Origin of the sequence: Chromobacterium sp. (genome assembly GCF_041912965.1) — a bacterium.
Classification (GTDB): Bacteria; Pseudomonadota; Gammaproteobacteria; order Burkholderiales; family Chromobacteriaceae; genus Chromobacterium; species Chromobacterium aquaticum.
The window spans coordinates 75,350-100,007 of the sequence record NZ_JAYSGF010000002.1; the positions used below are offsets into that span (position 1 = coordinate 75,350).

The window sequence follows — 24,658 nt, forward strand, 5'->3', positions numbered from 1 at the left end:
GATGATGATTCACGATCCCAATCCACAATGCCCCCGGCCGGAAACCACGCGGCGCTTGCACAAACCGGCACCACGGGCGCGTCCGGCGCCGGTCTTAAACGGCGGGCTGTTGCTCGGCATCCTCATCTCCAGCGCCCTCGCCGCCGACTGCCGCGCCGCCGAATTCCTGGTCGGCGTGCCGCTGTCGCTCAGCGGCGGCCTGGCTCGCGTCGGCAGCGAAATGGAACGCGGCATCGCCACCGCCGCCGCCGACTTCAACCAGTCCCAGTCGCGCCATCGCATCCGCTTGCTGGTGCAGGACGACGAGTCCGCGCCGGCCAAGGCGGTGGCCGCGGTCGAACGGCTGGCCAGCCAGGGCGTCGTCGCCATCGTCGGCGGCTACAGCTCCAATATCGTCGCTCCGGCCTCGGACAGCGCCAACAGGCTGGGCCTGGTCTACCTGACCAGCGGCGCGCTGAGCCAGGGCCTCAGCCGCCGCGGCCTGTCCAACTTCTTTCGCATCAACGACAACAACGGCTATGCGCGGGCGGTGTCCCGCTTCCTCGCCGAGGTCGGCGTCGCATCGGTGTCCATTCTTTATTCCAACCGCGATGCCAGCCAGGAGCTGGCTCAGCTGCTGCTGCGGCACAACCAGGCGCGCGGCATCCGACGCAACCTCATGCATGGCTTCGAGCCCGGGGTGCAGGATTTCAAGCCCTTGCTCAACAAGGTGAGGCTGCGGGACAAGCCGGACATCATCGTGATGATCGCCTATGAAAACGACTATATCGGCATGCTGCGCGCCGCCCGCGTGCTCAAGCCGGAGGTCAAGGCCATGCTGGGGGTCTGGGGCCTGGCCACCTCGAAGATGGCCGCCGATTTCCCGGAACTGGTCAACAATGTGCTGGGAGCGGCCTTGCTGTCCTATCCACCCAGTTTCAAAACCGAGGCCGGCCGGCGCTTCTACGCCAGCTACCATGCGCGCTACCGGAACGCGCCGGACTACATGAGCGAGATGGCCTATGTGCAAGGCCAAGTTTTGTTCGAGGCCATCGCCCGCGCCGCCGACAAGGGCAGCCTGAAACGCCCCGGCGGACTGGCGGCGGAGCTGCGCAACACCCGGCGCGACACCTTGATCGGCCCGCTCAGCTTCGACGCCAATGGCGACAATCCCCACTTCACCCAATACATAGGCCAGCATCAGGACGGCGGCCGCGTGGTGCTGGTCTCGCCCGCCGCGCAGGCCACCGGCAAGCTGAATTACCCAGCGGTGCCGTGGCAGATCAAAGGCAAGGATCAATGACCGACTTTGTTTCCCCCGCCGCCCCCGAGCACGGCTTGCGCGAACTGCTGGGCTTCCACGTCGTCCGCTGGGAAGCCGGCCTTGCCATCGTCGAACTGGACATCGGCCCTCGGCATTTGAACCCGGCCGGCGTGGTGCACGGCGGCGTCTACGCCGCCTTGCTGGACGCGGCCTGCGGGCTGTGCGGCACCTGGCGGCCGCTGGGCGAGACGCCGCGCGCCTGCGTCACCTTGTCGCTGACCACCAGCTTCACTCGCCAGGTCTGCGCCGGCCGCATCCACACGGTGGCCACCCTGCGCAGCCAGGGGCGGCGCATCTACCATGCCAGCGCGGAAGCGTTCGACGAGCAGCGACGGCTGCTGGCCTTTGGCGAAGCCTGCCTGCGCTACCGCGGCGCGCCGGAATGAAATCAGGCCATGGTTCCTTGGAACCATGGCCTGAGCGGTGCAACAGCCGGCGAGTTTACTTGGCGGCCTGCCAGGCCACCGCGGTATCGATCATGCGGTTGGAGAAGCCCCATTCATTGTCGTACCAGGCCAGCACTTTGACTTCACGACCGCCGATCACGCGGGTCAGCGTCGCGTCGAAGGTGCTGGACGCCGGGTTGTGCAGGAAGTCGCAGGACACCAGCGGCAGGGTGTTGACGCCGAGCACGCCCTTCAGCGGGCCGTTGGCGGCGGCGGTGATCAGCTGGTTCACTTCTTCCTTGCTGGTATCGCGGCCGGCGGTGAAGGTCAGGTCCACCAGCGACACATTGCTGACCGGCACGCGCACGGCGAAACCGTCCAGCTTGCCTTTCAGCTGCGGCAGCACCAGGCCCACCGCGGCGGCGGCGCCGGTCTTGGTCGGGATCATGGACACGGCGGCGGAACGGGCGCGGCGCAGATCCTTGTGATCGGTGTCCAGCAGCACTTGGTCATTGGTGTAGGCGTGCACCGTGGTCATCAGACCGCGTTCGATGCCTATGGTGTCGATCAGCGGCTGCACCATCGGGGCCAGACAGTTGGTGGTGCAGGAGGCGTTGGAGACGATGGTCATCGCGCTGCTCAACTGCTGATGGTTGACGCCGTAAACCACGGTGGCGTCCACGCCTTCGCCGCCCGGAGCGGAGATCAGCACTTTCTTGGCGCCGGCCTGCAGATGCGCGCCGGCTTTTTCGCGGGAGGTGAACAAGCCGGTGCATTCCATCACCACGTCCACGTTCAATTCTTTCCACGGCAGCTCGGCCGGGTTGCGGATGGCCAGCAGCTTGATCTTCTTGCCATTGACCACCAGATGATCGCCGTCCAGCGCCACGGAAGCGGCGAACGGACCATGCACGCTGTCGTAACGGGTCAGGTGTTCATGCAGCTCCGGCGAGGCCAGATCGTTGATGGCGACGATCTCGATGTCCTGATCGGCATAGCGCTCTTGCCATGCACGCACAATCATGCGGCCGATGCGGCCGTAACCATTGATAGCAACTCGCAACGTCATGATGCATCCTCCAAGTTGAAATGGCGCAAGGTCATCTTCCCGTGCCCTGCGCCACCACTGTCCGCCTGATTCCGCTTGTAATCAACTCGCTACATAAGTAGTGGGCGAATTACCAACATCGACAGTGCGGAAATTCCGCCAGCGCTTGCCGTGCGTCAAATTCCGCCGTCCGCCGCCCGGTGTTCAACCCTGCAAGGCGGCGGCGTAATCGCCGGCGTCGCTATTCAATACTATATGCAATAGCGTGCCGGAGAAGGCGGTGACGCCGCTGGCGCCCAGCTGTTGCAAAGCCGCCTGGTCCACCAAGGCCGCGTCGGCCACTTCCACCCGCAGCCGGCTGCCGGCCACGGCCTCCACCTTGCGCACATTGGCCGCGCCGCCCAGCGCCGCCAGCCAGCGTTCGCGGTCGATGCCGACCACTTCGCCCAAGGCCTGAACCGGCGCCGTGGCGGACGGCGCGGCAGCCGCTTCGGGATTGCCCAGCGCGACGCGGATCTCGTCGGCGATCAGGTCCGCCTCCGGTCCCAGCACCACTTGCACGCTGCCGGCGGCCGGCTTGATCAGGCCGCGCGAACCCAGCGCCTTCAGCGCGGCTTCGTCCACCTTGTCATTGCTGGCCACTTGCAGGCGCAAGCGGGTGGTGCAGGCGTCAACGGATTTCAGATTGGCGCCGCCGCCCAGCGCGGCGATGAAGGCGCGCGCGCGGCCGCTGCCGGCGGAGACAGCAGCCATGGCCACAACGACATCTTCACGGCCCGGGGTTTTGAGGTCGAACTTCTTGATGAAGAACACGAACAGCACGTAGTAGAGCGCGAAATAGCCTATGCCCACCGGGACCAGCAACAACGGATTGGTGGACAGGCCGAAGTTCAGCAGGTAATCGAACAGGCCGGCGGAGAAGCCGAAACCCAGCTTGATGTTGAGCGCGTGCATCAAGGCCATGGCCAGGCCGGTCAGCACCGCGTGGATGGCGTACAGCGCCGGGGCCAGGAACATGAAGGCGAATTCCACCGGCTCGGTGACGCCGGTCAGCATCGCGGTCAGCGCCATCGAGAACAGCAGGCCGCCGACGGCTTGCTTGTTTTCCGGCTTGGCGGTGCGGTACATCGCCAGGCAGGCGGCCGGCAGGCCGAACATCATCACCGGGAAGAAGCCGGACATGAACATGCCGGCCGTCTTGTCGCCGGCGAAGAAACGGGTCAGATCGCCGTGCACCACCTTGCCGGCGGCGCTGGCGAAGTCGCCCACCTGGAACCAGACTATGGTGTTGAGGATGTGATGCAGGCCGGTGACGATGAGCACGCGGTTGAGCACGCCATAGGCGAACACGCCGATCTCGCCGGCGCCGATCAGCCAGCGGCCCACGCTATCGATGCCGATCTGCACCGGCATCCACACATAGCCGAGCACCGCGCCCAGCAGCAGCATGGAAAAACCGGTGACGATGGGCACGAAGCGCTTGCCGCCGAAGAAGGCCAGATAGCTGGGTAGCTTGATGTCCTTGTAGCGGTTGTACAAGGCGCCGGCCACCAGGCCGGACAGGATGCCGGACAGCACCCCCATATTGAGTTTTTCGTCTATCACCTTCAGCACCGCGGTGATCACCAGGTAGCCGATGGCGCCGGCCAGGCCGGAGGTGCCGTTATTGTCCTTGGCGAAGCCCACCGCCACGCCGATGGCGAAAATCAGCGCCAGGTTGCCGAAAATGGCGTCACCGGCCTGGGCCATCATCTTGATGTTGAGCAGATCGGGCTGGCCCAGGCGCAGCAGCAGGCCCGCCACCGGCAGAACGGCGATAGGCAGCATCAGCGCGCGGCCCAGCTGCTGGATGCCGGCGAATTTATTGTCAGAGGTACTCACGTCTCATCTCCCAATGTTTGGTCGCCATGGAGGCATGGCGTCCCAGCCTTCTTGTGTGTGTTGCGCTAAGTGTCTCGCTGCCGCGTTGTCCCCGCGGCATGCGCGTCAAACCTCGAACTTCAATCCAGCGGCCACCATTCGGCGGCGCGCGCGCGCACCGCGGCGGCGGAGTCCAGCGCCAGCAGCGCTTCTGCGCGCTGGCGACAGCCTTGCTGTTCCAGTGTTCTCACCCTGGCCTTGATCTCCGGCACCAGGCCGGGGCTGACCGACAGCTCGGCGACGCCGAGGCCGACCAGCACCGGCGTCGCCAGCGGATCCGAAGCCAGCGCGCCGCACACGCCCACCCATTTGCCGTGCCGGCTGGCGCCGGCCACGGTCTGAGCGATCAGGCGCAGCAGCGCCGGGTGCAGCGCGTCCAGGCTGGCGGCCAGCGAGGCGTTGCAGCGGTCCATCGCCAGCGTGTATTGGGTCAGATCATTGGTGCCTATGGACAGGAAATCGGCCTCGGCGGCCAGTTGGTCGGCCAGCAGCGCGGCGGAGGGCACTTCCACCATCACGCCCAACTGCGGCCGCTCGCTCAGCCCCATTTCCTCGGCCAGTTCGTCGATGCGCCGACGCAGGCGTCGCAGTTCGCCGACCTCGGCGATCATCGGCACCAGGATGCGCAGCCGCGACAAGGGCTGCAGCATCAGCAGCGCGCGCAGCTGTTCGTCCAGCATTTCCGGGTGGGCGAAGCCGGTGCGGATGCCGCGCAGGCCCAAGGCCGGGTTGGGTTCCGGCGGCAGGGTCAGATAGGGCACTTCCTTGTCGCCGCCCACGTCCAACGTGCGGATGATGGCGGCGCGGCCCTGCAATTCGTCCAGCACCGCCTGATAGGCATTGGCCTGTTCATAGCGATCCGGCGCGTGCTGGCGGTCGATGAACAGGAATTCAGTGCGCAGCAGGCCGACGCTGTCGGCGCCGTGGAGCACCGCGTCGCGCGCGTCCTGCTCATTGGCGATATTGGCGGCCACTTCGATGCGCACGCCATCCAGCGTCACCGCCGCGCCATCGGCGTCGGCGCGCATCGCCGCGCGGCGCTGTTCCAGCGCGCTCATCTGTTGCCGCGCGGTGGCCAAGGCGTCGGCGTCCGGCTCCGGCTGGCACCAGCCCTGGCCGGCGTCCAGCAGCAATTGGCTGCCGGCTTCCAGCCGCAGCACCTGCGGTCCGCACGCCACCAGCGCCGGAATGCCGAGCGCGCGCGCCAGGATGGCCACGTGGCCGCTGGCGCCGCCGGCGGCGGACAGAATGCCGGCCACCCGCTCGCGCGGCAGCCGGGTCAATTCGGAAGGGGCCAGGTCCTCGGCCACCAGGATGGAGGCCGGATACAGTTCGGGCGCGCCTTGCGCGTCGCCGAGCAGCGCCTGCAGCACCTGACGTTCGATGTCCTTGAGATCGGTTGCCCGTTCCGCCAGCAAGGGGCTGCCCAGGCCGGACAGCACGCGGCATTGCGTGCGCACCGCCTGGCGGAAAGCGTGGCCGGCGCCGTGGCCGGCGGCGATGTCCCGCTCGGCGGCGGCTTGCAGCTCAGGGTCTTCCACCAGCGCCAGATGCGCGGAGAAAATATCGCTCTGCGAGGTCTGGCCGCGACGCAGCGCGTCGTCGATGGCGGTGGCAATGCCGGAGCTGACTTGAGCCAGCGCCCGGCGCAGCTGTTCGCGTTCCTCGTCGGCGTTGACCGCGAACTCCGGCAGCGCCGGCTCGAAAGCGTCCAGGCGCACCACCTGGCCGATGGCCAGGCCCGGCGCGGCGCACACGCCGCCTATCCAGCCGGCCGGCAGGTCGCGCGCCGGCGCGCTGACGACCGTCGCCGGCGCGCCGTGGCCGGATTCGGTGCGGGTCTGCAAGGCGGTGATCACCGCGGCCGCGGCCGCGGCGGCATCCTCGCCCTGGGCCAGCACCGCCACATCGTCGTCCTCGGCCACGCCCAGGCCCATCAAGGCCACCACGCTGCGGGCATTGGCCGCCTGGCCGTTGAATTCCACCTGCACGCTGGCTCGATATTGGCGCGCCGCGTTCTGCACCAAGGCCGCCGGCCGCGCGTGCAGGCCGCCGGCATGGCGCACCGTGGCCTGGCCGCGGCTTTGCGGGCCCTCGTCGGCCAGGTCTTCGGCGCCATTGCCGCCGCCGCTCAGCGTCAGCAACGGGGTGCGCCCGGCTTGCAGCATGCCTTCCGCCTTATGCTCCAGCGCGTAGTCCTCGCCATTGGCGATCACCACCATGGTCAGCAGCGACGGCGCGCGGCGCGCCACCGCGTCCAGGTCCACCTCGATCAGCGGCTGGCCGCGACGCACGCGCTCTCCGGTCCGCACCAAGGGCCGGAAACCGTCGCCGTCCAGCTTGACGGTATCGATGCCGATATGGATCAGCACTTCCGCGCCATTGGCCGCGCGCAGCGTCAGCGCGTGACCGGTGCGCGCCAGTTGCGCCACCTCCCCGTCACAGGGCGCCAGCAGGGAGCCGGACAGCGGCTCTATCGCCAGACCGTCACCCATCATCAGGCCGGCGAACACCGGATCGGGCACCCGGTTCAGCGCTACCGCCGGGCCGTCGAACGGCGCGGTGAGTTCGAGCGTAGCAGACATGGGGACTCCTCCATCTTGTTGTTGAGCGCCGCGCCGGGCCGGTCCCTATCGGCCCTGGCGGCGAGCCCGCCGGCAAGGACGGGCGCTTGCGACGCGCCCCGATTCGCATGGCTGATCGGGGCGCGGTTTTCTTCTGGTGCGGTGCTGCGCGCCGGGCGCTCAGCGGGTGCAGGTCACCTTGGACAGATGGCGCGGCACGTCGGGGTTCAGGCCGCGCGCCTCGGACAGGCTCGCCGCCATCAGGTAGAAGCTCTGCACCGCCAGCAGCGGGTCCAGCGCCGGGTCGTCGGCCAACGCCAGCGTCAGGTCGCGGCTGGCGACATCGGCCGGCGCGGCCAACAGCACCTTGGCGCCGCGACCGCGCATCTCGGCGGCCAATTCGATCAGCCCCTGCTGCTCGGGTCCGCGCGGCGCGAAAATCAGCAGCGGATAGCCATCGTCGATCAGCGCCATCGGGCCGTGCTTGATCTCGGCGCCGGAGAAGGCCTCGGCCTGGATCACGCAGGTTTCCTTGAACTTGAGCGCGGCCTCCAGCGCCACGGTGAAGCCCAGGCCGCGGCCCACCACCATGATGCGTTCGGCGTCCACCAGCGCGTCCACCGCCGGCCGCCAGTCCTGGCGCGTGGCTTCGGTCAGGCGCTGCGGCAGATTGGCCAGCGCGGCCAGCAGGCCTTCATCGCCCTGCCAGTGCGCGACCAAACGCGCCACCGCGGACAGGGTGGCGATATAGCTCTTGGTGGCGGCCACGCTTTTCTCGTCGCCGGCGCACAAGGGCACCGCCCATTCGCAGGCGGCGGCCAGCGGCGATTGATGTTTGTTGACCAGCGCCACGGTGCGCGCGCCGGCGACGCCCAGCGCCTTCATGGTGTCGATCAGATCCGGGCTCTGACCGGACTGGGACAAGGCCACCGCCAACTGGCCCTTCACCGCCAGCGGCGCCTGATGCAGGGTGATCAGCGACATCGGCAAGGACACCACCGGCACGCCCAGGCGCTGCATCGCCAGATAGGCGAAGTAAATGGCGGCGTGGTCGGAACTGCCCCGGGCCACGGTCAGCGCCAGGCTGGGGCGTTCCGCCGCCAGCGCGCGGCCCAAGGCGGCCAGCGCTTCATCGGCGTACATATGCTGCGCGGCCACCGCTTCGGCGGCGTACAGCGCTTCTTCAAGCATCAACGAGGCCAATCTGTTCTCCCTCTACGTAGACTTGCTGCAAATTCAAATCCGCGTCCATCACCACGATGTCGGCCCAGGCGCCGGCGGCGAGGCGGCCGCGATCGGCCAGGCCCAGGTAGTCGGCCGGGTACAAGGACAGGCGGTTCGACGCATCGGCCAGCGGCAGTCCGATGGACACCAGATTGCGCAGCGCCTGATCGGTGGTCAGCGTGCTGCCGGCCAGGGTGCCGTCTGTCAGGCGCACGCCGCCCATGCACTTGGTCACCGAGTGCGAACCCAGCCTGTATTCGCCGTCCGGCATGCCGGCGGCGGCGGTGGAATCGGTAACGCAGTACAGACGCGGAATCGAGCGCAGGGCGGCGCGGATCGCGCCGGGGTGAACGTGGAGCAGATCGGGAATCAGCTCGGCGTACTCGGCATGCGCCAGCGCCGCGCCCACCATGCCGGGCTCGCGGTGGTGCAGGCCGCTCATCGCATTGAACAGATGGGTGAAGCCGGACGCACCTTGCTCCAGCGCCTGCACCCCGTCTTCGTAACTGCCCAAGGTATGGCCCAACTGCACCTTGACGCCCTGCTGCGCCAACTGGCGGATGATGTCCATATGGCCGGCGATTTCCGGCGCCAGCGTGATCAGCGACACCGGCGCCAGCGCGCGGTAGGCGTCCACTTGGGCCATCACCGCGCGACAGGCGTCGTCCGGCTGGGCGCCCAGCTTGCCGGGGTTGATGTAGGGGCCTTCCAGGTGAACGCCCAGGATGCGGGCGCCGCCGGGACGGCGTTCGCGACAGGAGGAACCGAGCGCGCGCAACACCTGTTCGATCTCGTCCGGCGGCGCGGTCATGGTGGTGGCCAGCAAGGATGTGGTGCCGAAGCGCGCATGCAGCCTGGCCACCTTTTCGGCGGCGCTGCCGCCTTCCATGATGTCGACGCCGCCGCCGCCATGGACGTGCAGGTCGATGAAGCCCGGCAGCAGATAGCGTTCGACCGCGCGGCCGGAGGCCAGCCGCGCGTCTATGGCCTCGATGCGGCCGTCGGCAGCCAGTTTCAGTTCGCCGTCCATCCAGCCGGCTTCGGTCAGGATGCGTCCTTGCAGCACTCGGTGTTGGGTCATCGTCTCAGTTCGGCAACAAAATCGTAGTAGTCGTTACGGCAATAGGTATCGGTCAATTCAATCGCGATGTTCTCGGCGTTGAAGCCGATGCGGGTGATCAGCAACATCGCTTCTCCGGGGCGGATGCCGGCCAGCGTGGCGATGTCGCCGGAGGCGTTCACCGCGCGGATATGCTGCAGCGCGCGCACCACCGAATGGCCGTTGGCGTCCAGATGGGCGTACAGCGAGGTGCCCACTTGCTGCGGCTCCGGCAGATAAGCCACCGGCAGCGTCGTCATCTCGATCGCCATCACCACCCCGTCGGCCAAGCGTTGGCGCTTCAGCCGCGACACTTGCGAGGTGGGCGACAGCCCCAGCTTGATCACTTCCTCATTGCTGGGCGCGAACACGCCGCGCTCCAGCCACACCGACGACGGCACGAAGCCGCGCTGGCGCAATTGTTCGGTAAAGCCGGTCAGCCGCGACAAGGGCTGTTCCAGCCGCGGCGTGATGAAGGTGCCCGAGCCCTGGCGCCGGCGAATCAGGCCCTGCTCCAGCAGCACATCCATCGCCTTGCGCGCCGTCACGCGCGAAATGCCCAGTTCTTCGGAAAACGTGCGCTCCGACGGCAGCGCCTCGTCCGCCTGCCACCAGCCGGCGTTGATGGCGTCGGCCAGTTTCCGCGACAGCTGCAGATACAGCGGCGTGGTCAGGGTTTCATCCGGTTTCAATGCTAGCCAGCGATTTTCCATGGGTTGTCTGCAAGTGGTCTGAAAACACCAGTGTATAACCGGCGTCCCCAAGCTGGCATCTCCGACACGAGCGCCGCGCGAATCCAGCGCTGCTGGCATACCGCGAACGTTAATACCACATTAATACCACGTCAATACCATTTTATTTACCTCCCTTGCCGTCAGCTTGCTGCATGGCAGCAAAACGACAAAGGGATGATTTGGCAGGAAAAAATGACGGCCTCTCGCGCCGTGACCGTCGGGACAGGTCTGTGGATGAGCGTTTTTTGCAAGAATCAAGCGGATGCAAGACCACACAGTAAGTATGGCAATAGTACCCACCGCCAAACTTACATTAAAAATAGTCGTCCCATTTTAAATCATATGGCATTCATATGATGATTGGACTGCTCGGCAAACTGCTGGGCGCTTGCATACCACTCGTAGCTCAAAGGAGTCAGAATGAAACCACAACTGCGCCTTCCCGCCGCCCTCGCCCTGGCCTGCCTCAGCGCGCCGCTCTGGGCCCACGGCACCATGGAAGTGCCGATCAACCGTACCTATAGCTGCTTCAAGGAAGGCGCGGAATCGCCCAAGTCCGCCGCTTGCCAGGAAGCCCGCCGCGTGGGCGGTACCCAGGCCATGTACGACTGGAACGGCATCAACCAGAATCCGCAGGGCGACAATCACGCGGCGGTGGTGCCGGACGGCAAGCTTTGCGCCGGCGGCCAGGACAAGTTCAAGGGCTTCAACCTGGCGCGCACCGACTGGCCGAAAACCAAGCTGGTGACTGACGCCAACGGCAACTACGAGTTCGTCTACCACGCCACCGCGCCGCACCAGACCAAGTACTTCAAGTTCTATGTGACCAAGAACGGCTGGGATCAGAGCAAGCCGCTGAAATGGTCGGACCTGGATCCGCAGCCCTTCCACACCGTGACCGGCAATCCGCCGCTGGACGCCAACAAGCGCTACCACATGGTGGCCAAGCTGCCGGCCGGCAAGAGCGGTCCGCACATCATCTTCAATGTCTGGAAACGCGCGGACAGCGAGGAAGCGTTCTACTCGTGCTCCGACGTGGTGTTCGGCGATGGCACCAATCCGCCGGAACCGCCGCCGGTGACCAATCCGTGGAAGGAAATCGGCAAGGTGACCGCCTATGAGAACCTGCCGAACAACAGCACCGCCACGCTGCGCGTGTTCGACGCCAAGGGCGGCGACGCGGAAACCATCCAGGTCAAGCTGGACGCCGTCAGCGGCCAAATGGCCAACTGGCCGTACGAGCTGGGCGTGAAAGTGAACGCGACTTCCAAGGCGATCCGCATCGGCGTGATGAACCAGAAGCAGCGCACGGTGAACATCACGCCGGAACGCAGCGCCACCGCCAACCGCGTGTATCTGAATGACGGCTACAAGGGCTATACCTACCAGATCGACCTGAAGAAGGGCGACGGCGGCATCAACCCGCCGCCGGTGGGCGACGCCTGGAAAGAAGGCGTGTCCTACACCGCCGGCCAGATCGTCAGCTATCAGGGCAAGAAGTACCGCTGCCTGCAGCCGCACACCGCCTGGGCCGGCGCCGGCTGGACCCCGTCCAGCCAGCCCGCCTTGTGGGCGCCGGTCTGAGCATCCCGCCTAGTCGGCGCGCGGGCTGAAGCTCTGACGCGCTGACTCGCCGGCCTTCCCGATCCCGGAAGGCCGGTTTCTCCCACCCTCCTCCTGCCGCGGGTCCACGCCTCGGACGGCGGCCACGCCATGCCCGCGCGCCGGCAGGACGGCTGCCGCGCGTCGCCTGCGGGATATGCAAGAAAGCCGATTCCGATGCCAAGCTCGACCCAGACCTATCCGCCCATCGCCGCCTGGCTGCACTGGATTTGCGCAGTCGTGATCCTGTGGGCGATGATCAGCGGCTTCGCGCTCGCCTCCGGCGCGCTGCCGCCCGCCGTCGCCGCGGCGATTCCGCCGTTCAACGTCGCGCTGACCACGCTGTTGATGCCCGTGTTCCTGCTGCGCGTCGTCTACCGCGCCAGCTTCCGCATGCCGCCGCCGGCCGGCATTCCGCCGGCCAAGCACCGGCTGGCGCGCCGCGCGCATGCGCTGCTCTATCTGCTGAGTGGTTTATCGCTGGCCAGCGGCTGGTTGATGATGGAGCGGCCGGTCGACGTGTTCGGCCTGATCACGCTGCCGCCCAGCCTGGAGGCCGGAGCAAGCACCCAAGCGCTGGCCAGGCTGCACTTCGCCAGCAACGTTCTCTTGGCCCTGCTATTGACCGCCCATATCGGCGCGGTGATTCAACACCAGCGCCAGGGCCGGCGCCTGCTACGGCGTATGTCGCTACTGACGGGCTAAGAATCTGTTCAAAGTCTGCTGCGCTTCGGCGATACGGCGTTGAACAGGCTCTAACGCCGCCAACTGATCAACACCACCGCAGCCACGATCACGCTCATCGCCAGCATCTCGTGCAGGCCGATGTGCTCGCCGAGGAAGACCACGCCCAGCAAAACCGCGATCACCGGGTTGACGTAGGCGTAGCTGGTGGCGGCGGCCGGAGACACCGTCTTCAGCAAGTGCAGATAGGCGCTGTAAGCGATGATGGAGCCGAACACCGCCAGGTAAAACAAGGCCAGCCAGCTGGACAGAGTCGGCATCGCCTGCAGCTTCTCGCCATAAGCCTGGCTGGCCAGCAACAAGGCCGCGCCGCCGAAGATCATCATCCAGGCGCTGCCCATCGGTCCCTTGGGCTGAGCCAGATGGCGGCTCCAGGCCGAACCCAGCGCCCAACCGGCGGAGGCCAGCAGCAGCAGCGCGGCGCCGCTGGGGCTGGCCTTCAGATTGGCCCCCATATTCAACAGCACCATGCCGCAAACGCCCAGACCAATGCCGGCCCATTCCACCTTGCGCGCCTTTTGACCGAACATGCGCGCGAACAACAGGGTGAACAGCGGCACGGTGGCGATCACCAAGGCGGCCACGCCCGAGGACACGTCTTTCTCCGCCACGGTGACCAAGCCGTTGCCCACCGCCGGCATCAGCACGCCGAGCAAGGCGGCGCCGCCCAGCTCGCGCGCGTTCGGCATCGGGTATTTGCGCAGCCACAGATAGGCCAGCATCAGCCAGCCGGCCAGGGAAAAGCGCAGGCCGGCCATCATCATCGGCGGCCAGGACTCGATGCCTATGCGTATGCCCATATAGGTTGAGCCCCAGATCACGTACAGGGCGAAGAAAGCGGCGAGGGTCAGCGGGGGGATGCGCGAAAACGGCATGGTGCGGCTCGGGAAAGTGGAACCGGATACCATGCCGTATGGGAATGTCCGTGGCAAGTCTAATTTTGCCGCGGACGCGGCCGACTCAACGCGTGGCCAGGCGCTGCAAAATGTTGGAGAACTCTTCCATATAACTGTCGAAGCGGGTGGCCAAGCGGTCGACGTCGGTGGCGAAGCGGTTATACGCCACCACCGCCGGAATCGCCGCGAACAGGCCGATGGCGGTGGCCACCAATGCCTCGGCGATGCCCGGCGCCACCGTGGACAAGGTGGCCTGGCCGGCATTGCCCAAGCCGATGAAGGCATGCATGATGCCCCACACCGTGCCGAACAGGCCAATGTAAGGGCTGACCGAGCCGACGGTGGCGAGGAAGGAAGTATGGCTGTCCAAAGTATCCAGCTCGCGCTGCGCCGCCGCCTTCATCGCCCGGCGCGAGCCGGCCATGATGTCGGACAGCTCGGTGCCGTTGCGGCCGCGCAGTTTCAGGAACTCGGCAAAACCGGACTGGAAGATGCGCTCCATGCCCACGGTGTCGTTGCGGCGGCTGGCATCCTCATACAGACGATTCAAGTCCGCGCCGCTCCAGAAATTGCGCTCGAACTCGTCGCTATTGCGCCGCGCCGCGCGCAGCACCGCGATCTTGTTGAAAATCAACGCCCAGGACAGCACCGACATCAAGGCTAGGCCGGCCATCACCAATTGCACCATCAAGCTGGCGTCCAGGATCAGGCTCAGGAAAGAAATCTGTTGCACGGCAACTCCTCTTGTAATCGCCAGGCTCAGCGCAATACGCGGCCTGTTTCCAAATCAATGATGGTGGACGGTTTGCGCCTCTTGCCGATGCGGCCCGGCAGGGTCAGCACTCGCTGGCGGAAAGCCTGTTGGCAGGCGCGCGCGGTTTTCAGCGATTGCTGGCCGGCGCGGTTGGCCGAGGTGGACACCAGCGCCGTGCCCAGGCTGCGACACAGCGCGGCGGCCTCGCCATGGGCGGTGACGCGCACCGCGATCTTGTCGTGCTTGCCGCGCAGCGCCGGTGGCACCCGGCGCGAGGCCGGCAGCAAAAAAGTATATGGACCCGGCCAGTAGCGCGCCAGTTCCGCGTATTGAGCGGCGGACAGCGGGCGGATCAGGTGGCGGATCTGGCCGACATCGGCGGCGATCACGATCAGCCCCTTGTGATTGGGCCTGGCCTTGATCGCCAGAATCTTGCGGATGGCGCGCACATCCAGCGGATTGCAGCCCAGGCCGTAGCAGGACTCGGTGGAATAGGCGATGACCTCGCCCTGTTTCAGCGCGGCGCGGGCTTTGAGCTGCAACGGGCGTCCGGGCAGCCGGGGCAAGGGCCGCTCCCGGCCGGGGGTGAACTTCATGATGATGGGCGGCGATGCGAAAATAAAGCCGCATTGTACCGCTGTCCGCGACGGCGACCTAGCGCTTCAACGCATCCCCATCGTCGTCTTCCGGCGCCGGGCGCCAGGCATAGCAACGCAGCGGCGGCCTGTCGCTGTGGAATTGTTTCAACCAATACGCCAGCCGGCGCCAGCAGCGGCGCTCATGGCGCAGGAAATGCGCAACCTTGCGCCATCGGCCTTCGGCCTCCGGCTCTGCCGCCGGTGCGATGTGACTCATGATGTCTTCTCCTCGGCATCAGGCGCAGTATCCGGCTGGCAACCGCCCTGCCTGCGCCACTCGCCTCCAATCTAGAAGAAGCCGCATCAAGCCAATGTCGAATTTTCGATGCCGGCTGCAAAAATGCCATAAATCTGCCCCTTTCCTCCACCGGCCCGCTCCGATATTTTTAAGCATTTGGAACCTAGCCAAGCTGTCGATATCATTCATTGAACCCATAAAATATTTTTGCCATCCTCTTGCCGCCGCGCCATCCCGCGGCCGCAATGAGCCAGTTTCCTGATTCAAGTTATTGAAAGAACGAACGCTATGAGCATCTTGGTAACCGGCGGCGCCGGCTTCATCGGCGGCAATTTCGTACTGGACTGGCTGGCGCAGAGCGACGAAACCGTCGTCAATCTGGACGCGCTCAGCTACGCCGGCAATCTCGACACCCTGAAATCCCTGGAGCAGGACCCGCGCCATGTCTTCGTGCACGGCGATATCGGCGACCGCGCGCTGGTCGATGCCCTGCTGGCCGAGCACCGCCCACGCGCGGTGATCAACTTCGCCGCGGAAAGCCATGTCGACCGTTCCATCCACGGACCGGGCGATTTCATTCAGACCAATGTGGTCGGCACCTTCAATCTGCTGGAAAGCATGCGCGGCTACTGGGGCCAACTGACGGACGCGGAGCGCGCCGCCTTCCGCCTGCTGCATGTGTCCACCGACGAGGTTTACGGCTCGCTGAGCCCCGACGACGCGCCGTTCACAGAAAATCACCGCTACCAGCCGAACAGCCCCTACTCCGCGTCCAAGGCCGCGTCCGATCACCTGATGCGCGCCTGGCACCACACTTACGGCCTGCCGGTGCTGACCACCAATTGCAGCAATAACTACGGCCCCTATCACTTCCCGGAGAAGCTGATCCCGCTGGTCATCCTCAACGCCCTGGCCGGCAAGCCGCTGCCTATCTACGGCGACGGCAGCCAGGTGCGCGACTGGCTCTACGTCAAAGACCATTGCAGCGCCATCCGCCGGGTGCTGGAAGCCGGCACGCCCGGCGAAACCTATAATGTCGGCGGCTGGAACGAGAAAACCAATCTGGACGTGGTCAAAACCATCTGCGCCTTGCTGGACGAATTGGCGCCGCAGACCGACCCGACGCGCCGCTACGCCGAGCAGATCGCCTTCGTCGCCGACCGTCCCGGCCACGACAGCCGCTACGCGATAGACGCGCGCAAGCTGGAACGCGAGTTGGGCTGGCGGCCGCAGGAAACCTTCGACAGCGGCATCCGCAAAACCGTGGCCTGGTATCTGCAACATCAGGACTGGGTCGCCAATGTCAGCAGCGGCGCCTATCGCGACTGGGTGAACCAACACTATGGCTGAGCACGCGCCCACCATTCTGCTGACCGGAATCAACGGCCAGCTCGGTCACCAGTTGCAAAGCGCGCTGGCGCCGCTGGGCGCAGTCGTCGCGCTGAGCCGCGCTGAACTGGACCTGGGTCAGGCCGACAGCATCCGCCAGGCGCTGGAACGCCACCAGCCCGACATCATCGTCAATCCCGCCGCCTACACCGCGGTGGACCGCGCCGAGAGCGAACCCGAACAAGCCCACGCGGTCAACGCCGCCGCGCCGGCCTTGCTGGCGCAATGGGCGGCGCGGCGCCAGGCGCTGTTGCTGCACTATTCCACCGATTACGTGTTCAGCGGCGCCGGAGAACAACCCTGGCGCGAAGACGATGCGGCCGAGCCGCGCTCGGTCTACGGCCAGAGCAAATGGGCCGGCGAGCAAGCGGTGCGCGCCGCCGCGCCGCGGCATTTGATCCTGCGCACCAGCTGGGTGTTCGGCGCTCACGGCGGCAATTTCCTGAAAACCATTCTGCGTCTGGCCCGAGAGCGCGACAGCTTGAGCGTGGTGGCCGATCAGATCGGCGCGCCCACTTCCACCGCCTTGATCGCCGACGTCACCGTGGCGCTGCTGCGCGCTTACTTGCGCGATCCGGCCGGCTTCGCCTACGGTAGCTACCACCTGGCGGCGCAGGGCGAAACCAGTTGGCACGGCTATGCTCAACTGCTGACCGCCGAAGCGGTAAAACAGGGCTGCGTGCTGCGGCTGAGGCCAGCCGACATCGCGCCTATCGCCACGGCGGACTACCCGCTGCCGGCGCCGCGGCCGGCCAACTCCCGGCTGGACTGCGCCAAGCTGCGGCAAACCTTCGGCCTCGCGCTGCCACGCTGGGAGACCGGCGTCCAACAAGTGCTGGCCGAACTCTGCGCCCAGCCGCAAACGAAAGACAAGCAATGACCCAGGCACGCAAAGGCATCATCCTGGCCGGCGGCTCCGGCACCCGGCTATACCCGGCCACCATTTCCGTCAGCAAGCAATTGCTGCCGATCTACGACAAGCCGATGATTTATTATCCGCTGACCACGCTGATGCTGGCCGGCATCCAGGAAATCCTGATCATCTCCACCCCGCAGGACACGCCGCGCTTCGAGCAGTTGCTGGGCGACGGCAGCCAATGGGGCTTGCGACTGAGCTACGCGGTGCAACCCAGCCCGGACGGCCTGGCCCAGGCCTTCATCATCGGCGAGGGCTTCCTGGCCGGCGCGCCATCGGCGCTGGTGCTGGGCGATAATATCTATTACGGCCACGATTTCTCCGCCTTGCTGCAGGACGCCAACGCCAAGCACAGCGGCGCCAGCGTGTTCGCCTACCGCGTCAACGATCCGGAGCGCTACGGCGTGGTCGCCTTCGACGCCGACGGCAAGGCACTGTCGATAGAGGAAAAGCCGGCGCAACCCAAGTCCAATTACGCGGTGACCGGCCTCTACTTCTACGATGAGCAGGTGGTCGATATCGCCAAGTCCATCAGACCCTCGCCGCGCGGCGAGCTGGAAATCACCGACGTCAACAATGTCTATTTGCAGCAGGGCCAGTTGTCGGTGCAGACCATGGGCCGCGGCTACGCCTGGCTGGACACCGGCACCCATGAATCCATGCTGGAAGCCAGCCAGTTCATCGCCACCATAGAAAGCCGCCAGGGCCTGAAAGTGGCCTGCCCGGAAGAAGTCGCCTACCGCTCCGGCTGGATAGGCGACGAACAGGTGCGCCAACTGGCCAAGCCGCTGCAGAAGACCGGCTACGGCCGTTATCTGCTGGCGATGCTGGACCAGACTGTCTATTGATACTGACGAGCCGCTTATGAACATCATCGACACCGCCATTGCCGACGTCAAAATCATAGAACCCACCGTGTTCGGCGACGAACGCGGCTTCTTCTTCGAAAGCTTCAATCAGCAGCGCTTCGAAGCCGCCATCGGCTGCGCCGCACCCTTCGTGCAGGACAATCACAGCCGCTCCAGCAAGGGCGTGCTGCGCGGCCTGCACTATCAGTTGGCGCCGCATGCCCAGGGCAAGCTGGTTAGGGTGATCGCCGGCGAGGTTTTCGATGTCGCCGTCGACATCCGTCGCGGCTCGGCCAGTTTCGGCCAATGGGTGGGCGTGCACCTGTCCGCCGCCAACAAGCGCCAGCTGTGGGTGCCGCCCGGCTTCGCCCACGGCTTCGTCACCCTGTCGGACAGCGCCGAGTTTCTGTACAAGACCACGGATTACTGGTTCAAGGAATTGGAGCGAACCATAGCCTGGAACGATCCCGAGCTGGCAATCGCCTGGCCGCTGGACGGAGAACCGCAGCTGTCGGCCAAGGATTGCGACGCGCCAGGCCTGCGTCAGGCCGAACTGGGCTGAGCCGGATCCAAGCCCGGAAATGAAAACAGCGCCGCAAGCGGCGCTGTTTCTCTATCAAACGGTGGGACTCAGAACCTGTTCACGCTCTCGCGAGCTAGCGCGAGACAAGGCGAAAACAGCGGAAGAAGCGGAGTGTACAAACGGTACATGAGCATTCTGAAGTTGTTTTCAACGCCCTTGTCTAACTATCCCGCCGACGCGCAGCTGATCGTAAACAGATTCTCAGTGTTTGCGGCCAATCGCGCGCGCGCCGATGTCGCGGCGCAGCTGCTTGCCAGCGAAATGGACCTGATCGGCCAAGGCATATGCCTTGCCCTGCGCCATCTTGACGCTGTCACCCAGGCCCACCGCGCACAGCACGCGGCCGCCGTTGCTGCGCAGCTGCTTGTCCGCGTCCAGGCTGACGCCGGCGTGGAACACCATGCCGTCCTCGCTCTCGGCCGGCAGGCCGCTGATCAGATCGCCCTTGCGCGGCGCGTCCGGATAGCCCTCGGCCGCCAACACCACGCCCAAGGCCACGCGGCGGTCCCACTCCGCCTCCACCTGGTTCAGGCGGCCGTTGACGCCGGCCTCCAGCAGCACGGTGAAGTCCGACTTCAGCCGCGCCATGATGGGCTGGGTTTCCGGATCGCCGAAGCGGCAGTTGAATTCGATAGTGTGCGGGTTGCCCTGCGCGTCTATCATCAGGCCGGCGTAAAGGAAGCCGGTATAACTGTGGCCGTCCTTCTTCATGCCCAACACCGTCGGCAGGATGATTTCGCGCATCACCCGGTTGTGCACCGCCGGCGTCACCACCGGCGCCGGGCTATACGCGCCCATGCCGCCGGTGTTGGGACCCTGGTCGTTGTCCAGCAGGCGCTTGTGGTCCTGGCTGGTGGCCATCGGCAGCACGTGGTCGCCGTCCACCATCACGATGAAGCTGGCCTCCTCGCCCTGCAGGAAGTCCTCGATCACCACCCGCGCGCCGGCGCTGCCCATCTTGTTGCCCACCAGCATATCGTCGATGGCCGCGTGCGCCTCGTCCAGCGTCAGCGCCACCACCACGCCCTTGCCGGCGGCGAGTCCGTCGGCCTTGATCACGATGGGCGCGCCCTTGGCGTCGACATAGGCATGGGCGGCGCTAGCGTCGCTGAAGGTTTCGTAGCCGGCGGTGGGGATGCCGTGGCGCTTCATGAAGGCCTTGGCGAAATCCTTGGAGCTTTCCAACTGCGCGCAATATTGCGTGGGGCCGAAAATCCGCAGCCCCTCGGCGCGGAAGGCATCGACCACGCCGGCCGCCAGCGGCGCCTCCGGTCCCACCACCGTCAGTTCGATCTTCTCCTGCTTGGCGAAAGCCACCCATTCCGCCACGCTGCCGAGCTCGACGTTGGTCAGATTGGGGTCCAGCGCGGTGCCGGCGTTGCCGGGCGCGACGAAGACCTTGGACACCCGGCGCGATTTGGCGATGCGCCAGGCCAGCGCGTGTTCGCGCCCGCCGGAGCCGATAACCATTACTTTCATGTCAATGCTCCATCTGTTCTTAGCGGCGCGCCGCAACGCGCCGGATTCTTCACTCAATCGAGCTGCCAACGCAGCCAGGCGAACAATACATTGCCGTTATTGTGCCCGCCCGGGATATAGGTGGCCTGCAAGGCCAGCCGGCGATACTCCACCGACACCAGCGGCAGCACCGCCGGCAACGGGATATAGCTATAGTCCGAACGCGCGGTGACGCCGGCGGTGAAACCGGCGCCCAGCCGCCAGCCGTCCAGCGGCCGCCAGGTTTTCTGGTAGGCGTAGCCGACGAAGGGTTCGACATCCTTGTGCGAGTCCAGGAAGGCCATCGCATACAGCGCGTGCCAATCGCCATCGGCGTCGTAGCGGTAACGGCCAAAGCCCAGACCCCAGGGCCGCTCGTTGAAGGAGTCGATTTTCGCCCTGTCGTAGAAGGCGCGGTTATGCCAGGTCACGGCCGGCACGTACAGTTCGTAGCGCTCGGAACGCCAGGTCGCCTCGACATTGTCGCGGCTGCGCTGCCAAAAGCCGGGTTCGGCGGCCGTGTTGTCGGCGGCCAACGCCGCCGGGCTGCCGAGCGCCAGCAGCCCGGCGCCCAAACAGAATGCAATAGATCTCATCAGGAAAACAGCGTCAATAAGCTGGGGATGCCGGCCAGCCGGCTCCCCGGTTGATAAAACGGCTCAGTGGCGGAAATGACGCACGCCGGTCAATACCATCGCCATGCCGTGCTCGTCGGCGGCGGCGAAGACTTCCTCATCGCGCATCGAACCGCCCGGCTGGATGATGGCCTTGATGCCCTGTTCGGCGATCACGTCGATGCCGTCGCGGAACGGGAAGAAGGCATCGGACGACGCCACCGCGCCCTGCAGGCTCAAGCCGGCGTCGGCCGCCTTGCGCGCGGCGATGCGGGTGGAGTCGACACGGCTCATCTGACCGGCGCCGATACCTACGGTCTGACCATTCTTGCAGAAAACAATTGCATTGGACTTCACGTATTTGGCCACGCGCCAGGCGAACAGCAGGTCGGACAGCTCCTGCGGCGTCGGCTGCCGCTTGCTCACCACGCGCAACTCCTCCGGGCCGACATTGCGGATGTCCGGGCTCTGCACCAGCACGCCGCCGCCGACGCGCTTCAGCTCGAAACGGTTGGCTCCGGCCTGCAACGGGATTTCCAGCACGCGCACATTCTTCTTGGCGGCGATGACGGCCTTGGCCTCGTCGGTGAAGGCCGGAGCGATCAACACCTCCAGGAACTGGCCGGTCACCGCTTCCACCGTGGCGGCGTCCACCGGGCGGTTGAAGGCGATGATGCCGCCGAAGGCGCTGGTGGTGTCGGTGGCGAAGGCCAGCCGGTAAGCGCTGAGCGTGTCCGCCGCCACCGCCACGCCGCAGGGATTGGCGTGCTTGACGATGACGCAGGCGGTATCGTCGAAGGTCTTCACCGCCTCCCAGGCGGCGTCGGCGTCGGCGATATTGTTATAGGACAACTCCTTGCCCTGCAGCTGGCGATAATGGGCGATGGAGCCGGCGGCCGGGTCCAGGTCGCGGTAGAAGGCGGCGGCCTGGTGCGGGTTCTCGCCGTAGCGCATGTCCTGCACCTTGACGAACTGCGCGTTGAGGCGCTTGGGGAAGACCACGCGTTCCGGCTTGCCCGCCAGCGCGCCGTCGGCCAGGCTGGTCAGGTAGTTGGAGATCGCGCCGTCATAGGCGGCGGTATGGGTGAAGGCCTTCTTGGCCAGTTCAAAGCGGGTGGCTTTGGACAGCGCGCCGCCGTTGGCGCTCATTTCAGCGGCCAGCGTCGCGTAGTCGGCGGCGTCGGTGACGATGGCCACATGCGCCCAGTTCTTGGCGGCGGAGCGCACCATGGTCGGGCCGCCGATGTCGATGTTCTCGATCGCGTCTTCCAGCGCACAGTCCGGATTAGCGATGGTGGCTTCGAAGGGGTAGAGATTGACGCAAACCAGATCGATATTGCCGATCTCGTGCTCGGCCATCTTGGCCACGTGTTCCGGCAGGTCGCGGCGGCCCAGGATGCCGCCGTGCACTTTCGGGTGCAGGGTCTTGACCCGGCCGTCCAGCATTTCCGGGAAGCCGGTGTAGTCGGACACTTCGGTCACCGGCACGCCGGCGTCGGCCAGCAGCTTGGCGGTGCCGCCGGTGGACAGGATGTGCACGCCCTGGGCGGCCAGGGCCTGGGCGAATTCCAGAATGCCGGTCTTGTCGGAGACGCTGATCAGCGCGCGTTCGATTTTGCTCATGGTTCTCTACCGCGTTAACTAAAAAGGAACACAAAAAAAACCGGCCATCCTGTTACGGTGTGGCCGGTTTGTCTTCATATCAAATCATAAGATTTCATCTTCTTGCGCAGGGTGTTGCGGTTCAAGCCCAGCAACTCCGCCGCTCGCGTCTGGTTGCCCTGGGTGTGTATCAGCACCACCTCCAATAATGGCTTTTCCACGCAAGCCAGCACCATGTCGTAGATGGCCGAGGGATTCTCCCCGTCCAGATCGCGAAAATACTGCTCCATCGCCAGCCGCACCGACTGCGAGATATGGTCATTGTTCTGCATGGTTATTATTTTATCCAAGTCTTGATTGGAGTTAGCCATCCACCACCGTCTCCAGGTCGTGGTCCAACGCTTCCCCAGCGCCATCCAAATACACCAGCCGTTCGGAGTCCCCGGCCAAACGGTCGAAATAGGCCGCCACGGCCAAGCGCTGCTCCGCCGTGGTCTCGAGTTGGTACATCTGCTGGCGGAAAGCGTTGCCGCCCTGCAGTCCCTTGGTGTACCAGGCGATGTGCTTGCGGGCGATGCGGCAGCCCGAGTATTCGCCGTAAAACCGGTATAGCTCATCCAGATGTTCCAGCAACAGCTGGCGCACCTCGCTCACCGCCGGCGGCGGCAGGCACTCGCCATGCTCGAGGAAATGCTGGATTTCGCGGAAAATCCACGGCCGGCCCTGGGCCGCCCGTCCTATCATGATGGCATCGGCACCGGTATGTTCCAGCACCCACTGTGCTTTCTGCGGGGTGTCGATGTCGCCGTTGGCGATCAGCGGAATCCCGATCTGCCGCTTCACCTCGCGTATCGTGTCGTACTCGGCCGCGCCGCGGTACATGTCCTCGCGGGTGCGGCCATGCAAGGCCAGCGCGGCGATGCCGCAATCCTCGGCCATTTTCGCCACCCGCAGCGCATTGCGATGCTCGGGGCTCCAGCCGGTGCGCGTCTTCAGCGTCACCGGCACATCCACCGCCCTGACCACCGCGTCCAGGATGCGCGCCACCAGCGCCTCGTCGCGCAGCAAGGCCGAGCCGGCCGCCACATTGCACACCTTCTTGGCCGGACAGCCCATATTGATGTCGATGATCTGCGCGCCTCGCTCCACGTTCAGCCGCGCCGCCTCGGCCATCTGCGCCGGATCGGAGCCGGCGATCTGCACCGAGATCGGCTCCACCTCGCCGGCGTGGTCGGCGCGGCGCAAGGTCTTGGCGGTGGTCCACAAGGCCTTGTTGGAGGTGATCATTTCCGATACCGCCATGCCGGCGCCCAGGCGCTTGCACAGCATGCGGAACGGTCTATCCGTCACCCCGGCCATGGGCGCCACGATAAGCCGGTTTTTCAATGAGTACGAACCAATGCGCATGCGGAGACAACTCTGGAGATAGCAGACTGAAGGGCCGGTATTGTAAAGCCTTTTTCCCGGCGGGTGGATTTTTTTTGCTTATTTTTTGAGCAAGCGCCATAGCGGCAAGCCATGGGCCGGCGAGGGATGAGGTGGAAGTTGGCCGATAAGCCGGGTCTTGTCGTTGGACAGTCATTCCTCTAGGCCTGCCGTTACCGACAGGCTCAAGCGACCTACCCGGGGACAAACGCGAGCAACGATAATTCCCCCTATTTGGTCTTGCTCCGGATGGGGTTTTGCCTGCCGTCCGTGTTACCACGTCCGCGGTGCGCTCTTACCGCAGAATAGGGCACCACACCCTACCTGTCCGACCGGGCTCTCGCCCGGCCAGTACACCTTTTCACCCTTGCCTGATCCGTCTCGCCGCTTGCGCGGCGAAATAAAGAATCCACGTCCTTGCGGACGCTTCTTCCGGCCATCGGCGGTTCAGCTCTCTGCGCCACTTTCCATCGCCTCACGGCGTCCGGCCATTAACCGGCATCCTGCTCTACGGAGCCCGGACTTTCCTCCCCGCTCCTTCTTGCGAATTCGCGCGGCGACTGTCTGGCCAACTTCCGGGCGCCATTCTACCCGATTCCACGCCCGCCGGCCCGACATTTTGCCATGACAAACG

At 65.5% G+C, this 24,658-nt stretch carries 23 protein-coding genes and 1 other RNA gene; 8 read left to right on the forward strand and 16 right to left on the reverse strand.

What is annotated here, in order from left to right; genetic code table 11:
* Positions 1 to 109: 109 nt before the first annotated feature.
* The gene (locus ACE3QM_RS01485) at positions 110 to 1,282 is read left to right on the forward strand and encodes an ABC transporter substrate-binding protein (protein ID WP_197081342.1); all 1,173 of its coding nucleotides are present in this window, start codon (positions 110 to 112) and stop codon (positions 1,280 to 1,282) included.
* The gene (locus ACE3QM_RS01490) at positions 1,279 to 1,689 is read left to right on the forward strand and encodes a PaaI family thioesterase (protein WP_048407978.1); all 411 of its coding nucleotides are present in this window, start codon (positions 1,279 to 1,281) and stop codon (positions 1,687 to 1,689) included. The genes ACE3QM_RS01485 and ACE3QM_RS01490 overlap by 4 nt, the downstream gene beginning before the upstream one ends.
* A gap of 55 nt (positions 1,690 to 1,744) precedes the next feature.
* Here the strand turns inward: ACE3QM_RS01490 and gap are convergent, their stop codons facing one another.
* The 6 genes from gap to ACE3QM_RS01520 all read right to left on the reverse strand — a co-directional run bounded on the left by gap (position 1,745) and on the right by ACE3QM_RS01520 (position 10,257).
* A complete protein-coding gene (gap, locus tag ACE3QM_RS01495; protein WP_048407977.1) occupies positions 1,745 to 2,758 on the reverse strand; it encodes a type I glyceraldehyde-3-phosphate dehydrogenase in 1,014 nt (337 codons plus the stop codon).
* 183 nt (positions 2,759 to 2,941) lie between these two features.
* Positions 2,942 to 4,618 carry an N-acetylglucosamine-specific PTS transporter subunit IIBC gene (gene nagE / locus ACE3QM_RS01500; protein WP_374419708.1) on the reverse strand — a complete coding sequence of 559 codons (1,677 nt, stop codon included), beginning with the start codon at positions 4,616 to 4,618 and terminating at the stop codon, positions 2,942 to 2,944.
* Positions 4,619 to 4,737: 119 nt separating this feature from the next.
* Positions 4,738 to 7,242, reverse strand: coding sequence for a phosphoenolpyruvate--protein phosphotransferase (gene ptsP, locus ACE3QM_RS01505; protein WP_374419710.1), 2,505 nt, complete (start codon positions 7,240 to 7,242; stop codon positions 4,738 to 4,740).
* Positions 7,243 to 7,401: 159 nt separating this feature from the next.
* Complete coding sequence (locus tag ACE3QM_RS01510; protein WP_374419712.1) at positions 7,402 to 8,412, reverse strand: SIS domain-containing protein; 1,011 nt, start codon at positions 8,410 to 8,412, stop codon at positions 7,402 to 7,404.
* Positions 8,405 to 9,526: an N-acetylglucosamine-6-phosphate deacetylase gene (gene nagA / locus ACE3QM_RS01515; protein WP_374419715.1), complete on the reverse strand. Its 1,122-nt coding sequence runs from the start codon at positions 9,524 to 9,526 to the stop codon at positions 8,405 to 8,407. Before nagA ends, ACE3QM_RS01510 begins: the two co-directional genes overlap by 8 nt.
* The gene (locus ACE3QM_RS01520) at positions 9,523 to 10,257 is read right to left on the reverse strand and encodes a GntR family transcriptional regulator (RefSeq protein ID WP_048407974.1); all 735 of its coding nucleotides are present in this window, start codon (positions 10,255 to 10,257) and stop codon (positions 9,523 to 9,525) included. The genes nagA and ACE3QM_RS01520 overlap by 4 nt, the downstream gene beginning before the upstream one ends.
* Before the next feature lie 441 nt (positions 10,258 to 10,698).
* On the opposite strand from ACE3QM_RS01520, the gene ACE3QM_RS01525 reads away from it, so the two are divergent.
* A complete protein-coding gene (locus ACE3QM_RS01525) occupies positions 10,699 to 11,862 on the forward strand; it encodes a lytic polysaccharide monooxygenase (RefSeq protein ID WP_374419717.1) in 1,164 nt (387 codons plus the stop codon).
* A 195-nt stretch (positions 11,863 to 12,057) separates the two neighbouring features.
* The gene (locus tag ACE3QM_RS01530; protein WP_048407972.1) at positions 12,058 to 12,585 is read left to right on the forward strand and encodes a cytochrome b; all 528 of its coding nucleotides are present in this window, start codon (positions 12,058 to 12,060) and stop codon (positions 12,583 to 12,585) included.
* Between the two features lie 50 nt (positions 12,586 to 12,635).
* Here ACE3QM_RS01530 and yedA read toward each other — a convergent pair whose 3' ends face one another.
* Genes yedA through ACE3QM_RS01550 form a run of 4 tightly spaced genes read right to left on the reverse strand, consistent with a single transcriptional unit; the run spans position 12,636 to position 15,129 of the window.
* On the reverse strand, positions 12,636 to 13,532 hold the full coding sequence (gene yedA / locus ACE3QM_RS01535; RefSeq protein ID WP_374419720.1) for a drug/metabolite exporter YedA: 897 nt from the start codon (positions 13,530 to 13,532) through the stop codon (positions 12,636 to 12,638).
* Positions 13,533 to 13,584: 52 nt separating this feature from the next.
* Positions 13,585 to 14,244: a protein TolQ gene (gene tolQ / locus ACE3QM_RS01540; protein WP_369799179.1), complete on the reverse strand. Its 660-nt coding sequence runs from the start codon at positions 14,242 to 14,244 to the stop codon at positions 13,585 to 13,587.
* 35 nt (positions 14,245 to 14,279) lie between these two features.
* Positions 14,280 to 14,870, reverse strand: a complete 591-nt coding sequence (locus tag ACE3QM_RS01545) for an L-threonylcarbamoyladenylate synthase (RefSeq protein WP_231464737.1) — start codon at positions 14,868 to 14,870, stop codon at positions 14,280 to 14,282.
* A 58-nt stretch (positions 14,871 to 14,928) separates the two neighbouring features.
* Positions 14,929 to 15,129 carry a hypothetical protein gene (locus ACE3QM_RS01550; RefSeq protein WP_374419722.1) on the reverse strand — a complete coding sequence of 67 codons (201 nt, stop codon included), beginning with the start codon at positions 15,127 to 15,129 and terminating at the stop codon, positions 14,929 to 14,931.
* A 309-nt stretch (positions 15,130 to 15,438) separates the two neighbouring features.
* Here ACE3QM_RS01550 and rfbB point away from each other — a divergent pair, with 309 nt between their 5' ends.
* The 4 genes from rfbB to rfbC are packed head-to-tail and all read left to right on the forward strand — an operon-like array spanning position 15,439 to position 18,865.
* On the forward strand, positions 15,439 to 16,500 hold the full coding sequence (gene rfbB, locus ACE3QM_RS01555) for a dTDP-glucose 4,6-dehydratase (protein ID WP_374419724.1): 1,062 nt from the start codon (positions 15,439 to 15,441) through the stop codon (positions 16,498 to 16,500).
* Positions 16,493 to 17,419 (forward strand): dTDP-4-dehydrorhamnose reductase, encoded by a 927-nt coding sequence (gene rfbD, locus ACE3QM_RS01560; RefSeq protein ID WP_374419726.1) that lies wholly within the window; start codon positions 16,493 to 16,495, stop codon positions 17,417 to 17,419. Before rfbB ends, rfbD begins: the two co-directional genes overlap by 8 nt.
* Positions 17,416 to 18,303, forward strand: coding sequence for a glucose-1-phosphate thymidylyltransferase RfbA (rfbA, locus tag ACE3QM_RS01565; RefSeq protein ID WP_231464745.1), 888 nt, complete (start codon positions 17,416 to 17,418; stop codon positions 18,301 to 18,303). The genes rfbD and rfbA overlap by 4 nt, the downstream gene beginning before the upstream one ends.
* A gap of 16 nt (positions 18,304 to 18,319) precedes the next feature.
* Positions 18,320 to 18,865 carry a dTDP-4-dehydrorhamnose 3,5-epimerase gene (gene rfbC / locus ACE3QM_RS01570; RefSeq protein WP_374419729.1) on the forward strand — a complete coding sequence of 182 codons (546 nt, stop codon included), beginning with the start codon at positions 18,320 to 18,322 and terminating at the stop codon, positions 18,863 to 18,865.
* Positions 18,866 to 19,087: 222 nt separating this feature from the next.
* On the opposite strand, the gene purD is transcribed toward rfbC, so the two are convergent.
* The 6 genes from purD to rnpB form a co-directional block, all read right to left on the reverse strand.
* Positions 19,088 to 20,365 carry a phosphoribosylamine--glycine ligase gene (gene purD, locus ACE3QM_RS01575; RefSeq protein ID WP_374419731.1) on the reverse strand — a complete coding sequence of 426 codons (1,278 nt, stop codon included), beginning with the start codon at positions 20,363 to 20,365 and terminating at the stop codon, positions 19,088 to 19,090.
* 53 nt (positions 20,366 to 20,418) lie between these two features.
* A complete protein-coding gene (pagP, locus tag ACE3QM_RS01580; protein WP_374419733.1) occupies positions 20,419 to 20,979 on the reverse strand; it encodes a lipid IV(A) palmitoyltransferase PagP in 561 nt (186 codons plus the stop codon).
* 63 nt (positions 20,980 to 21,042) lie between these two features.
* Entirely contained in the window at positions 21,043 to 22,620 is a 1,578-nt protein-coding gene (purH, locus tag ACE3QM_RS01585; protein WP_231464749.1) for a bifunctional phosphoribosylaminoimidazolecarboxamide formyltransferase/IMP cyclohydrolase, read from the reverse strand.
* A gap of 74 nt (positions 22,621 to 22,694) precedes the next feature.
* A complete protein-coding gene (gene fis / locus ACE3QM_RS01590; protein ID WP_019100932.1) occupies positions 22,695 to 22,931 on the reverse strand; it encodes a DNA-binding transcriptional regulator Fis in 237 nt (78 codons plus the stop codon).
* A 31-nt stretch (positions 22,932 to 22,962) separates the two neighbouring features.
* On the reverse strand, positions 22,963 to 24,006 hold the full coding sequence (gene dusB, locus ACE3QM_RS01595; RefSeq protein ID WP_048407963.1) for a tRNA dihydrouridine synthase DusB: 1,044 nt from the start codon (positions 24,004 to 24,006) through the stop codon (positions 22,963 to 22,965).
* A gap of 130 nt (positions 24,007 to 24,136) precedes the next feature.
* Positions 24,137 to 24,600: RNase P RNA component class A (rnpB, locus tag ACE3QM_RS01600), an RNA gene on the reverse strand.
* Positions 24,601 to 24,658 lie beyond the last annotated feature (58 nt).